At 74.0% G+C, this 13371-nt stretch carries 12 protein-coding genes; 11 read left to right on the top strand and 1 reads right to left on the bottom strand.

The genetic code is table 11. From position 1 onward, the window contains the following. On the top strand, positions 1 to 1082 hold a 1082-nt coding region (locus GD970_RS20400; protein WP_226925507.1), incomplete at its 5' end, for a thiamine pyrophosphate-dependent enzyme. Positions 1083 to 1222: 140 nt separating this feature from the next. Then, positions 1223 to 2683, top strand: a complete 1461-nt coding sequence (locus tag GD970_RS20395) for a S1C family serine protease (RefSeq protein ID WP_152204730.1) — start codon at positions 1223 to 1225, stop codon at positions 2681 to 2683. Positions 2684 to 2685: 2 nt separating this feature from the next. On the opposite strand, the gene GD970_RS20390 is transcribed toward GD970_RS20395, so the two are convergent. Next, positions 2686 to 4068: an isochorismate synthase gene (locus GD970_RS20390; RefSeq protein ID WP_152204729.1), complete on the bottom strand. Its 1383-nt coding sequence runs from the start codon at positions 4066 to 4068 to the stop codon at positions 2686 to 2688. A gap of 55 nt (positions 4069 to 4123) precedes the next feature. On the opposite strand from GD970_RS20390, the gene GD970_RS20385 reads away from it, so the two are divergent. The 9 genes from GD970_RS20385 to GD970_RS20345 all read left to right on the top strand — a co-directional run. After that, a complete protein-coding gene (locus tag GD970_RS20385) occupies positions 4124 to 4819 on the top strand; it encodes a demethylmenaquinone methyltransferase (protein ID WP_152204728.1) in 696 nt (231 codons plus the stop codon). A gap of 213 nt (positions 4820 to 5032) precedes the next feature. Then, positions 5033 to 6322, top strand: coding sequence for a geranylgeranyl reductase family protein (locus GD970_RS20380; RefSeq protein WP_152204727.1), 1290 nt, complete (start codon positions 5033 to 5035; stop codon positions 6320 to 6322). A gap of 106 nt (positions 6323 to 6428) precedes the next feature. Beyond that, positions 6429 to 6791 carry an NADH-quinone oxidoreductase subunit A gene (locus tag GD970_RS20375; RefSeq protein ID WP_152204726.1) on the top strand — a complete coding sequence of 121 codons (363 nt, stop codon included), beginning with the start codon at positions 6429 to 6431 and terminating at the stop codon, positions 6789 to 6791. A gap of 10 nt (positions 6792 to 6801) precedes the next feature. Then, on the top strand, positions 6802 to 7356 hold the full coding sequence (locus GD970_RS20370) for a NuoB/complex I 20 kDa subunit family protein (RefSeq protein ID WP_152204725.1): 555 nt from the start codon (positions 6802 to 6804) through the stop codon (positions 7354 to 7356). Beyond that, a complete protein-coding gene (locus tag GD970_RS20365; RefSeq protein ID WP_152204724.1) occupies positions 7353 to 8162 on the top strand; it encodes an NADH-quinone oxidoreductase subunit C in 810 nt (269 codons plus the stop codon). Before GD970_RS20370 ends, GD970_RS20365 begins: the two co-directional genes overlap by 4 nt. A 20-nt stretch (positions 8163 to 8182) precedes the next feature. Then, positions 8183 to 9511, top strand: a complete 1329-nt coding sequence (locus GD970_RS20360; RefSeq protein ID WP_152204731.1) for an NADH-quinone oxidoreductase subunit D — start codon at positions 8183 to 8185, stop codon at positions 9509 to 9511. A 1-nt stretch (position 9512) separates the two neighbouring features. Then, on the top strand, positions 9513 to 10319 hold the full coding sequence (nuoE, locus tag GD970_RS20355) for an NADH-quinone oxidoreductase subunit NuoE (RefSeq protein WP_152204723.1): 807 nt from the start codon (positions 9513 to 9515) through the stop codon (positions 10317 to 10319). Next, positions 10316 to 11641 (top strand): NADH-quinone oxidoreductase subunit NuoF, encoded by a 1326-nt coding sequence (gene nuoF / locus GD970_RS20350; protein ID WP_152204722.1) that lies wholly within the window; start codon positions 10316 to 10318, stop codon positions 11639 to 11641. The genes nuoE and nuoF overlap by 4 nt, the downstream gene beginning before the upstream one ends. Next, positions 11638 to 13371, top strand: a 1734-nt coding sequence (locus tag GD970_RS20345) for an NADH-quinone oxidoreductase subunit G (RefSeq protein WP_152204721.1), incomplete at its 3' end; no start/stop codon positions are given. The genes nuoF and GD970_RS20345, both read left to right, overlap by 4 nt.

Here is a 13371-nt window from a genome sequence, read left to right as displayed (position 1 = left end):
CGCCCGCCCGGCTCGACCGCGGCCCGCGCACCGTCGTCGTCGCCGGCGACGGCGCCGGTCCCGGGGCCCGGCTGCTCGCCGAGGCGGCCGGCTGGCCCCTGCTGGCCGAACCCACCTCCGGCGCCCGCGCCGGCGACCACGCCATCGGCCCGTACCGGCTGCTGCTGGGCGACCCGGCCCTCGGCGGCGCCGTCGAGCGCGTGGTCCTCGTCGGCCACCCCACGCTCTCCCGGCCGGTCAGCGCCCTGCTCGCGCGCCCCGACGTCGAGGTCGTCGTGGTCGCCCCGCAGGGGGAGTGGACCGACGTCGCGGGCACCGCGGCGCGGGTCGTCCTCGCCGCCGCCGCGCCCCAGGAGCCCGTGCCGGACGCCGACGCGGCCTGGCTCGAGCGCTGGCGCCTCGCCGGCGCCGCGGCCCAGGACGCCCTCGACGCGGTCGTCGCCGAGCCCGGCCGGCCCCTCGACGGGCTGCTCCTCGCCCGGCACGTCGCGCGCGCCGCCGGCCGCGCCGGCCCGCGCGTGCTCGTGGCCGGCTCGTCCAACACGGTGCGCGACCTCGACGTCGTCGCCGCCCCCTGGGACCCGGACCACCGGCCCGTCGCCGTCGCCAACCGCGGCCTGGCGGGCATCGACGGCACCGTCGCCACCGCCACCGGCCTGGCGCTCGGCCTGGAGGAGCCCGTCCGCGCCCTCATGGGCGACCTCACCTTCCTCCACGACGCCGGGGCGCTGCTGCGCGGCCGGCTCGAGGACGAGGTGGACCTCCAGGTCGTGGTGCTCAACGACGGCGGCGGCGGCATCTTCGCCACCCTCGAGCACGGCGCGCCGGCGCGGGCCGCGCAGTTCGAGCGGATCTTCGGCACGCCGCAGCACGTGGACCTCGCCCGCCTCGCCGAGGCCTACGGCGCCCGGCACGCGCTGGTCGAGGACGCCGGCCAGCTGCGCGACGTGCTGGCCCGCCCGGTGCGCGGGCGCAGCGTGGTCGAGGTCCCGGTGGACCGCGCCGGGCTGCGCGCGCATCGCGCGGAGCTGCGCCACCGGGTGGCGGAGGCGGTGCGCTCCGCGCTGGCGGCGCCCGCCTGACCCGCGGCGGCAGCGGCCGCCTGATCCCCGGGAGCCGCGCCGACCGATCCATGGTCCTCTCAGGAACCTCCCAGATTGTGCGAAGGCGTCCGTCAGGTTGTCGGTGTTACCTGGTACCAACGGCAAGCACGGAGGACACCATGAGCACCGACGACCAGCAGCCCGGACCCCTGCCCTGGCGGGCGCCGAACCGCGGATCGGGCACCAGCGCGCCCGACCCCTTCGCCGCGCCCGCCCCGAACCGCACCGACGGCGGCTGGAACAACCCCTACCGCCCGGCCGAGGGGCCCTACCGCGGCAGCGCGTTCGGTGCCCCGCAGCCCGGCGGCCCGCAGGGCGGCACCGGCTCGCAGGCCGGCAACCCCGGGCCGGGCCAGCCGGGACCGCTCGGCCCGCACGGTCCGTGGCAGCCGGGCGGCCCGCAGGGCCCCGACGCGCCCCGCGCCGACACCGCCCGCGACGGCAGGCGCCGCCGGCCCACCTGGGCCGCCCTGGTCGGGACCGCGGCCGGCGCGGCCCTCCTGGCCAGCTTCGGCACCGCGGGCCTGACCGGCAGCCTCGACGGCAACACCGGCGGCAGCCCCACCGCCACCACCCAGAGCGAGAACCGCGAGAACTCCGCGCCCGTGGTGACGTCGACGACGAAGAACCCCGACTGGGCCAACGTCGCCAACGCCGTGCGCCCGACCGTCGTGGCCATCACCGTCCAGACCGGCCAGGGCACCGCCCAGGGCTCCGGCGTCATCATCGACGCCCAGGGCCACATCGTCACCAACCACCACGTGGTGGGCGACGCCGCGGGCGGCGGCATCCAGGTCACCCTCTCCGACGGGCGTATCTACCAGGCGAGCGTGGAGGGCACCGACCCGGCCACCGACCTCGCCGTCATCACGCTCAAGGACCCGCCCAAGGACCTCCACGCCGCCACCCTGGGCAACTCCGACGACGTCGTCGTCGGCGACCCGGTCGCCGCGGTCGGCAACCCGCTGGGCCTGAGCTCGACCGTGACCACGGGCATCGTCTCCGCCCTGGACCGGCCGGTGCAGACCAGCGAGCAGACCCAGGGCCAGGGCCAGCAGGGCGTGCAGGTGGTCACCAACGCGATCCAGGTCGACGCCGCGATCAACCCGGGCAACTCCGGCGGCCCGCTCTTCGACGCCACCGGCCGGGTCATCGGCATCAACTCCTCGATCGCCTCGATCCCCAACGCCAGCGGCCAGGCGGGCAGCATCGGCCTCGGCTTCGCCATCCCGAGCAACCTCGTCAAGCAGATCTCCGACCAGCTCATCAAGGACGGGGTCGCCCAGCACGCGTTCCTGGGCGTGACGATGAAGGACGGCACGGCCTCCGACGGCGGCGCCACCCGCACCGGCGCCGAGGTCCAGGCCGTCCAGCCGGGCACCCCGGCCGCCGACGCCGGGCTGCAGCCGGGCGACGTCATCGTCGCCATCAACGGCGACCCCGTCGACGGCGCCCTGTCGCTGACCGGGTTCGTGCGCCAGTACGCCAGCGGGGACAAGGTGACCCTCACGGTCATCCGGGACGGGAAGTCCCTCGAGCTCCCCGCCACCCTGGTGGCCAAGGAGGACCAGAAGATCTGACCTCAGCGCCCGGCCAGCGCCCCGCGCATCGGCTGGAGCTTCGCCTCGGACTCGGCCAGCTCGGCGGCCGGGTCCGAGGCGGCCACGACGCCGCAGCCGGCGAAGAGGCGCACCTCGTGGCTGTCGCTCGCGCTCAGCTCGCCCGAGCGCAGCGCGATGCCCCACTCGCCGTCGCCGTCGGCGCCGATCCAGCCCACCGGGCCGGCGTAGCGCGCCCGGTCCATCCGCTCGGCCTCGGCGAGGATCGCCGTCGCCTCGCGGGTCGGCGTGCCGCCGACGGCGGCGGTGGGGTGCAGGGCGGCGGCCAGCGCCAGGCTGGACGGCCCGGTGCCGCCGGCGCCGTGGGTGGGGAAGGTGCTCGGGTGCCCCAGGGCGCCGTCGACCACCCCGGTGACGTCGCTGGCCAGGTGCATGACGTTGGGCAGGTGGAGCACGAACGGCGCGTCGGGCACGTTGATGCTCGCGCAGTACGGGCGCAGCGCCTTGACCAGCGAGGCCACGGCCAGCTCGTGCTCCTCGAGGTCCTTGGAGGAGCGGGCCAGCTCGGCGGCGCGGCGCAGGTCGTCGGCGTCGTCGCCGGTGCGCCGGATCGTCCCGGCCAGCACCCGGCACGCCGCCAGGCCCTTCTCGCGGCGCACGAGCAGCTCCGGCGTCGCCCCCACCAGGTGGTCGACGGCGAAGGTCCAGCACGCGGGGTAGTCCGCGGCCAGCCGGCCCAGCAGGTGGCGCACGTCCAGCGGCGCGGCCGCGCGGGCGACGACGTCGCGGGCCATGACGACCTTGGCGACCTCCCCGGCGCGGATGCGCCCGACCACCTCGGCGACGGCGGCCTGCCACGCCTCGGCGCTCAGCGCGCCGTCGCGGTAGGTCACCTGGCCGGGCGCGGTCACCGGCTGCGGCGTGGGCAGCGCGGGCGGCTCGGAGCCCGCCCGGGCCGCGGGCCCGGCGTCGGCCCGTCGCACCGTGGTCAGCCAGGAGCGGCCCTCGCGCCGGCCCACGACGACCTCGGGCAGCACGAGCACGCCGCCCGCGGCGGAGGCGGGGGAGAAGGCGAAGGAGCCGAAGGCCACCGCGCCGGTGCCCGGCAGGCCGACCTCGTCGTGCACGCGCAGCCGGCCGACGGCCGCGGTCCAGGCCGCGTCGGCGGCGCGGATGCGCCCGGGCCCGGCGGTGGAGATGCGCAGCGCCTCGCCCCAGCCGACGACGCCCTCGCCGCGGCGGACCCAGGAGAAGGTCCGGGCCGGGTCGGGCCCGGGCAGGCGCGCGAGCAGGTCGCCGACGTCGTCGATCGCCACGGTGTGCACGAGCAGCCCGGCGGCCGCCTCGGCGGCCCGCTCGGCGGCCTCGGTCGGGACGGCGCGGGGTGCGCCCAGGCTGGTGGTCATCGGGGGCAACCATAAGCCCGCGCCGCGGGCCCCGCCGACCTGGGATGATGGCGCCATGAGCCGAGCCAGCCTGGAGAAGAAGCCCCGCGAGGTCGCCCGGATGTTCGACGGCGTGGCCCAGCGCTACGACGTCACCAACGACGTGCTATCCCTGGGCCAGGACCGCATCTGGCGCGTGGCGACCCGCAAGGCCGTCGGCGCGCGACCGGGCGAGCGGGTCCTCGACCTGGCGGCGGGCACCGGGACCTCCGCGGAGGAGTACGCCGACGCCGGCGTCGAGGTCGTCCCCTGCGACTTCTCCACCGGGATGATGGCGGTGGGCAAGCGGCGCCGCCCGGACCTGCCGTTCGTCGCCGGGGACGCGACGGCGCTGCCGTTCGCCGACGCGGCCTTCGACGCGGTGACCATCTCCTTCGGGCTGCGCAACGTGGTCGACACCGGCCGGGCGCTGCGCGAGATGCTGCGCGTGACCCGGCCCGGCGGGCGCCTGGTCATCTGCGAGTTCTCCCGCCCCACCTGGGCGCCGTTCCGCAGCGTGTACGAGACCTACCTGCGCCAGGTGCTGCCCCGCGTGGCCTCGCTGGTCTCCTCCAACACCGACGCCTACAGCTACCTGACCGATTCCATCCTCAGCTGGCCCGACCAGCAGGGCCTGGCCCGCACGCTGCAGCGCGCCGGCTGGCGCCAGGTGGGCTACCGCAACCTCTCCGGCGGCATCGTGGCCCTGCACCGGGCGGTCCGGCCGGCCTGAGGGGCGGCGCCGGCCGTGGTCGGTGCCGGCCCCGCTCACCGGCGGCCCTACCACCACCGGGCACGACACACAGCGACCAAAGGTCCCACGTGTCCCCGCTCACCGCTGGTTAGGTTGACCTCACAAGACGACGCCAGCGGGCATTTGTAGACTCGCGGCGGCGGGGCGGCCAGTCGGCCGCCCCTTTCCTCGGCCAGAGTTGGGAGGGCCCTCGTGCGTGCGGACGACGACGCCGACGTGATCGTCGTCGGGGCAGGACCCGGCGGAGCGGCCACCGCCCACTACCTCGCCCAGGCCGGCCACGACGTGCTCCTCCTGGAGAAGGGCACCTTCCCCCGCGACAAGGTCTGCGGGGACGGGCTGACCCCGCGCGCCGTCGCCGAGCTGATCCGGATGGGCGTGCCCACCCCCGAGTCCGAGGGCTGGATCCGCAACTGGGGCCTGCGCACCTACGGCGCCGGGCACTGCCTCGAGCTGCCCTGGCCGGACCTGGCCGAGATGCCCAGCTACGGCCTGGCCAAGGCCCGGATGAGCCTGGACGAGACCCTCGCCCGCCACGCCGTCGCCTCCGGCGCCCGCCTGGAGGAGGGCGTGCTCGTCACCGGCCCCGTGCGCCACGAGCGCTCCGGCCGCGTCCTGGGGGTCACGGCCCGCCGGGTGGACGCGAGCGGCCGCAGGACCGGCGAGGAGATGACCTACCGGGCGCCGCTCGTCGTCGACGCCGGCGGGGTCTCCGCGCGCCTGGCCACCGCCATGGGCATCGAGAAGGCCATGGACCGGCCCATGGGCGTGGCCGTGCGCACCTACTTCCGCTCCCCGCGCCACGACGACCCGATGATGGAGTCGCACCTGGAGCTGTGGGACGGGAAGCCGGGGGAGTCCAACCTCATGCCCGGCTACGGCTGGATCTTCGCCCTGGGCGACGGCACCGTGAACGTCGGCCTGGGCTCGCTCAGCCCCACCGCCAAGGCCACGAACCTCGACTACAAGGCGCTGTTCCGCACCTGGATGCGCAACGTGCCCGAGGAGTGGGGCTTCACCGAGGACAACCAGGTCGCCGAGCTGCGCAGCGCCGCCCTGCCCATGGCGTTCAACCGCAAGCCGCACTACACCCAGGGCCTGCTGCTCGTCGGGGACTCCGGCGGCATGGTCTCGCCCTTCAACGGCGAGGGCATCGCCTACGCCCTGCAGTCCGGCCGCATCGCCGCCGACGTCATCGCCCAGGCGCTGGCCCGGCCCACGCACTACGCGCAGGAGAAGGCGCTGCGGACCTACCCCGAGATCCTCGGGCGCGAGCTCGGCGGATACTACACCCTCGGCCGCGGCTTCGCCCACCTCATCGGCCGGCCCGAGATCATGCGGTTCTGCGTGCGCCACGGCCTGCCCCGCCCGGTCCTCATGCGCTTCGTGATGAAGCTGCTCTCGGACGGTTTCGACCGTCACGGCGGGGACTGGATGGACCGGCTGATCACGGCCGCCACCAAGGCGGTGCCGGCCGCATGACATACCGGACGTGGACTGTGGCTAATGTCATGCCCGGCAGCATCTACGCTGATGATGAGACGTCCGTCATGGCGGCGGGCGTCCCGGGAGCTTTCGCGGAGGAACGATGACGAACCCCTACGTGCCGCTGCTGCTGATGATGGGCGTGGCCGCGGCCATGGCCATCGGCGGCATGGTCGCGAGCGCGCTCATCGGGCCCAAGCGGTACAACCGCGTCAAGGTCGCCAACTACGAGTGCGGCGTCGAGCCCACCCCCCGCGCGCCGCGGTCCGGCCGCTTCCCGGTGAAGTACTACCTGATCGCCATGACCTTCATCATCTTCGACATCGAGGTGGTCTTCCTCTACCCGTGGGCGGTGGCGTTCTCCGAGCTCGCCGCCTTCGGCCTGGTGGCCATGCTCGGCTTCATCTTCCTCATCACGGTGCCCTACGTGTACGAGTGGCGCCGCGGTGGGCTCGAGTGGGACTGAGGTAGCAGACATGGGTATCGAGGAGAAGGCACCCGCCGGTTTCCTGCTCACCACGATCGAGAAGGTCGCCGGGTGGAGCCGGAGCCGCTCGCAGTGGCCGGTGACCATGGGCCTGGCGTGCTGCGCCATCGAGATGATGGCCGCCGGCACCCCGCGCTTCGACATGGCCCGCTTCGGCCTGGAGGTCTTCCGCGCCTCCCCGCGCCACGCGGACCTGATGATCGTCTCGGGCCGGGTGAGCCACAAGATGGCGCCGGTCGTGCGCAACATCTACGACCAGATGCCCGAGCCCAAGTGGGTCATCTCCATGGGCGTGTGCGCCTCCAGCGGCGGGATGTTCAACAACTACGCCGTCGTGCAGGGCGTGGACCACATCGTCCCGGTGGACATCTACCTGCCCGGCTGCCCGCCGCGCCCGGAGATGCTCATCAACTCCATCCTCGCCCTGCGCGAGCAGGTGCAGAACTCCCCGCTGGGGGTCAACCGCGAGGAGGCGGCACGCAAGGCGGAGGAGGCCGCGCTGGCCGCCACCCCCACCCACCAGATGAAGGGCCTGCTCGCGTGAGCGACCGAGACGACGAGAAGCAGTCCGCGGCCGCGGCCGCCAAGCCCGGCGCCACCGGCGCCGAGGTCGGGCAGCGGGCGACGGCGGCCGCCGCCGAGGCGGGCGCACAGAACATCCCCGCCGGTCCCCGCGGGGGACGCACCGAGCTCGAGGTCGTCGCCACCCGCCACGGCATGTTCGGCGTCCAGGGTCCCGGCGACACCTCCGGCTTCGGCGGGCTGGTCAGCACCGTCGCCATGCCGCCGGCGTCCGAGCGGCCCTACGGCGGCTGGTTCGACGAGGTCGTCGACGTGCTCGTCGAGATCCTCACCGAGCAGGGCCTCGACCCCGACGCCGTCCTCGAGAAGGTGGTCGTCGACCGCGGCGAGCTGACGATCTTCATCGCCCGCGAGCACATCGGCACCGTGTGCCGGGCCCTGCGGGACGACCAGGACCTGCGCTTCGAGCTGTGCCTGGGCGTCTCGGGCGTGCACTACCCCGGCGACGTCGGCCGCGAGCTGCACGCCGTCTACCACCTCTTCTCCGTCACCCACGTCCGCCAGCTGCGCCTGGAGGTCACGTGCCCGGAGAACGACCCGCACGTGCCCAGCGTCGTCGACGTCTACCCGGGCAACGACTGGCACGAGCGCGAGACGTGGGACCTGTTCGGGATCGTCTTCGACGGCCACCCCAACCTGGCCCGCACCATGCTCCCGGACGACTGGGTAGGCCACCCCCAGCGCAAGGACTACCCGCTCGGCGGCATCCCCGTGGAGTACAAGGGGGCCGTCGTGCCGCCGCCCGACAACCGGAGGTCGTACAGCTGATGTCCGCGTCCACCAACGCCATGCCCCACGCCGCCGGACCGGCGGGCGAGGCCCCGGGCGCGCCGGAGTTCACCGCCGACGGCGGCGACTGGGCGGAGATCGCGGCCGAGGCCGAGCGCCTGGGCGAGGAGCGCATCGTCGTCAACATGGGCCCGGTGCACCCCTCCACCCACGGCGTGCTCCGCCTCATCCTCGAGATCGACGGCGAGACCATCCGCGAGCTGCGCGTCGGCACCGGGTACCTGCACACCGGCATCGAGAAGAACATGGAGTACCGCACCTGGACCCAGGGCGTGACGTTCTGCACCCGCATGGACTACGTCGCCCCGCTGTTCCAGGAGGTCGCCTACTGCCTCGGGGTCGAGAAGCTCCTCGGCGTCACCGACGAGATCCCCACCCGGGCCACCCTCATCCGGGTGCTCATGATGGAGCTCAACCGCATCGCCTCCCACCTCGTGGCCATCGGCACCAGCGGCAACGAGCTCGGCGCGACGACGATGATGACCGTCGGCTTCCGCGGCCGCGAGGACATCCTGCGCATCTTCGAGCGCATCACCGGCCTGCGGATGAACCACGCCTACATCCGCCCCGGCGGCGTGGCCCAGGACCTGCCCCCGGGCACCACCGACTACGTCCGCGAGCTGCTGCCCAACATCCGCCTGTCGGTCAAGGAGCTGCAGGACCTGTCGGCGCAGAACCCCATCTACAAGCTGCGCCACGTCGACGTCGGGTACATCTCCCTGCCCGCCGCCATGGCGCTGGGCCTGACCGGGCCCTCGGTGCGCGCCGCCGGCCTGCCGCTGGACCTGCGCAAGCTCCAGCCGTACTGCGGCTACGAGACCTACGACTTCGACGTGCCGGTGCGCGACAAGTCCGACGCCTACAACCGGGTGATGGTCCGCTTCGACGAGTGCTACGAGTCGATCAAGATCGTCACCCAGGTCCTCGACCGGCTCGACGCCACCCCGGGGCCGGTCATGGTCGCCGACAAGAAGATCGCCTGGCCCGCCCAGCTGTCCATCGGCTCCGACGGCCAGGGCAACTCCCTGGGCCACATCAAGGAGATCATGGGCACCTCGATGGAGTCCCTCATCCACCACTTCAAGCTGGTGACCGAGGGCTTCCGCGTGCCGGCCGGGCAGGTCTTCCAGACCATCGAGCACGCCAAGGGCGTCATGGGCGTCCACCTCGTCTCCGACGGCGGCACCCGCCCCTACCGGGCGCACTTCCGCGACCCGTCCTACTCCAACCTCCAGTCCACGGCGGCGATGACCGAGGGCGGCATGCTCGCCGACGTCGTCGTCACCCTGGCCTCGCTCGACCCCGTCCTGGGAGGGGTGGACCGCTGACATGAGCGACACCTACGCACCCGAGGCCGACGCGCGCCTGCGCGCCGAGGCCGCGCAGATCATCGCCCGCTACCCCGACCCGCGCTCGGCGCTGCTGCCGCTGCTGCACCTGGTGCAGTCCGAGGACGGCTACGTCTCCCCGCGCGGGATCGCCCTGTGCGCGGACCTGCTGGACCTCAGCCGCGCCGAGGTCTCCGCGGTGGCCACCTTCTACAGCCAGTACAAGCGCCACCCCAACGGCGAGTACACGGTCGGGGTGTGCACCAACGCCCTGTGCGCCGTCATGGGCGGGGACCTCATCTTCGAGCGGCTGAGCGACCACCTGGGCATCGGCCACGACGAGACGACGGCGGACGGGAAGATCACCCTCGAGCAGGTCGAGTGCAACGCGGCCTGCGACTACGCCCCGGTCGTCATGGTCAACTGGGAGTTCTTCGACAACCAGACGCCCACCTCGGCCGTCGACCTCGTCGACCAGATCACCGCCGGCCGCCCGGTGCACCCCACCCGCGGCGCCAGCACCGTGGCCACCTTCCGCGAGGTCTCCCACGTCCTGGCCGGGTTCGAGGACGGCCGCGCCGACGAGGGCGTCGCCGCCGGCGATCCCAGCCTGCTCGGCCTGCGCATCGCCCGCGAGCACGGCTGGACCGCCCCGCGGGTCTCGAGCGACGACGGGGCAAAGGCCGCCGGCGGCGACGTGGCGCCCGCCGTGGGCACCGCGGGCTCCAGCGCCGAGCGCCAGCCCACCACCGCAGCGGACTCCTCGGCGCAGCCGCGCGCCGACGAGGCGAAGGGGAACGTGCAATGACGATTTCCGCCCCGGACCGGCTCACCCCCGTCCTCACCGACCTGTGGGACGCCCCGGAGCCTTGGAAGCTGGCCACCTACCGCGACCACGGCGGGTACGAGGGCCTGGCCAAGGCGCTGACGATGACGCCCGAGGACGTCGTCGCCGAGGTCAAGGCCTCCGGCCTGCGCGGCCGCGGCGGCGCCGGCTTCCCCACCGGGCTGAAGTGGTCCTTCCTGCCCGCGCCCGACGGCGGCCCGCGCTACCTCGTCGTCAACGCCGACGAGTCCGAGCCGGGCACCTGCAAGGATGTCCCGCTCATGCTGGCCAACCCGCACTCGCTCATCGAGGGCATGGCCATCACCTCCTACGCCATCGGCGGCAACGTCGCGTTCATCTACCTGCGCGGGGAGGTCGTGCACGTCTACCGGCGCCTGCTCGCCGCGGTGCGCGAGGCCCGCGAGGCCGGCCTGATCGGCACCGGGCTCGGCCCCAACGGCGACTACGACCTCGACATCGTCGTCCACGCCGGCGCCGGGGCGTACATCTGCGGCGAGGAGACCGCGCTGCTGGACTCCCTCGAGGGCCGGCGCGGCCAGCCGCGCCTCAAGCCGCCCTTCCCCGCGGTCGCGGGCCTGTACGCCCGGCCCACCGTGGTCAACAACGTCGAGTCCATCGCCTCCGTGCCGGGCATCCTCCGCCACGGCAAGGACTGGTTCACCGCCATGGGCACGCCCAAGAGCACCGGGCACGGCATCTTCTCCCTGTCCGGGCACGTGAAGAACCCCGGCCAGTTCGAGGTGCCCTTCGGCATCACCATGCGCGAGCTCATCGACCTCGCCGGCGGCATGCGCGACGGGCACCGGCTGAAGTTCTGGACCCCCGGCGGGTCCTCCACCCCGATCTTCACCGAGGCCGAGCTCGACGTCCCGCTCGACTACGACTCCGTCGGCGCCGCCGGGTCCATGCTCGGCACCCGCGCGCTCATGGTTTTCGACGAGACCACCTCGGTGGTGCGGGTCATCGCCCGGTGGACCGACTTCTACCAGCACGAGTCCTGCGGCAAGTGCACCCCCTGCCGCGAGGGCACCTACTGGATGAAGCAGGTCATGCACCGCCTCGAGGCCGGCAAGGGCCTGCCCACCGACGTCGACCTGCTGCTCGACGTCGCCGGCAACATCCTGGGCCGCTCCTTCTGCGCCCTGGGCGACGCCGCCGCCACGCCGATCCAGAGCGGCATCAAGCACTTCCGCGCCGAGTTCGAGGCGGGGCTGCACACCGCCGCCTGGGAGCTGTTCCCCTACGAGGCCTCGGCCCTCTTCAGCGAAGCAGGTGTCCGATGACAGCGACGACCGACCGTCCCACCGAGGCGCCGGTGGAGATGCTCACGGTGACCATCGACGGGGTGGAGGTCCAGGTCCCCAAGGGCACCCTGGTCATCCGCGCCGCCGAGAAGGCCGGCATCCAGATCCCGCGCTTCTGCGACCACCCGCTGCTCGCCCCGGCCGGGGCGTGCCGGCAGTGCCTGGTGGACATCTCCACCCCCGACCGCGAGGGCAACCTGCGCGCCATGCCCAAGCCGCAGGCCTCGTGCACCATCGAGGCCACCCCGGGCATGGTCGTCGCCACCCAGCACACCTCCGACGTCGCCGACAAGGCCCAGCACGGGATCATGGAGTTCCTCCTGATCAACCACCCGCTGGACTGCCCGGTGTGCGACAAGGGCGGGGAGTGCCCGCTGCAGAACCAGGCGATGAGCAACGGCCGCTCGGCCACCCGCTTCACCGACATCAAGCGCACGTTCCCCAAGCCGCTGAAGATCTCCACCCAGATCCTCCTCGACCGCGACCGGTGCATCCTGTGCCAGCGGTGCACCCGCTTCTCCTCGGAGATCGCCGGCGACCCGTTCATCGCGCTGCAGGGCCGCGGCGGCGGCACCCCCGGCCGCGAGGTGCACGGGATGAACGGCTCCCAGATCGGCACCTTCGACAGCCGGGTGCTCCACTTCACCGACCCCGAGGCCGAGCTGCGCGCCCTGGCCCCGGACGTCTCGGGGCCCGACGGCGAGCCCGGCCTGGCCGGGGCGCTGGCCTCCGGGCCGCTGGGCGCGGCCGAGGAGGACATCTCCGGCCGCCCGTTCTCCTCCTACTTCTCGGGCAACACGATCCAGATCTGCCCGGTCGGGGCGCTGACCTCCGCCTCCTACCGGTTCCGGGCCCGCCCGTTCGACCTCGTCTCCACCGAGTCGGTGGCCGAGCACGACGCGTGCGGCTCGGCCATCCGGGTCGACCACCGCCGCGGCGTCGTCGTGCGCCGCCTGTCGGGGGAGGACGCCGAGGTCAACGAGGAGTGGATCACCGACAAGGACCGCTTCGCCTACACCTGGCAGAGCGCCCCGGACCGGCTCACCGTCCCGCTGGTGCGCGACGAGGAGACCGGCGAGCTGGTCCCGACCAGCTGGTCCGAGGCCCTCGACCTGGCCGCCACGGCGCTGCGCCGCGCCCAGGAGGCCGGCGGCGTGGGCCTGCTGCCCGGCGGGCGGCTGACGCTCGAGGACGCCTACGCCTGGTCGAAGTTCGCCCGGGTGGCCCTGGGCACCAACGACATCGACCACCGCGCCCGGGTGCACTCGGCCGAGGAGGACCAGTTCCTCGCCCAGCACGTGGCCGCCACCGGCCTGGGCGTGACCTTCCGCGACCTGGAGAAGGCCGGGCAGGTCCTCCTCGTGGGCCTCGAGCCCGAGGACGAGGCCGGCACGATCTTCCTGCGGCTGCGCAAGGGCGTCCTGGCCGGCACCGTCCAGGTCGCCACCCTGGCCCCCTTCGCCACCCGCGGCACCACGAAGATGCGCGCCCGGCTGCTGCCCACCGTCCCCGGCGCCGAGCCGCACGTGCTCGCCGGCATCGACGCGGGCGGGCCCGAGGAGGACCTCGCCCGGCGCCTGGCCGCCCCCGGCGCGGTCGTCGTCGTCGGCGAGCGCGCCGCGGCCGTGCCCGGCACCCTCTCCGCCGTCGCCGCCCTGGCCGCCCGCACCGGCGCCCGCCTGGCGTGGGTCCCGCGCCGGGCCGGCGAG

The sequence above is a fragment of the Georgenia thermotolerans genome, from assembly GCF_009193185.1.
GTDB lineage: Bacteria > Actinomycetota > Actinomycetes > Actinomycetales > Actinomycetaceae > Georgenia > Georgenia thermotolerans.
The sequence above is the reverse complement of the archived record's forward strand: the minus strand, read 5'-3'. Positions and strand labels throughout refer to the sequence as shown.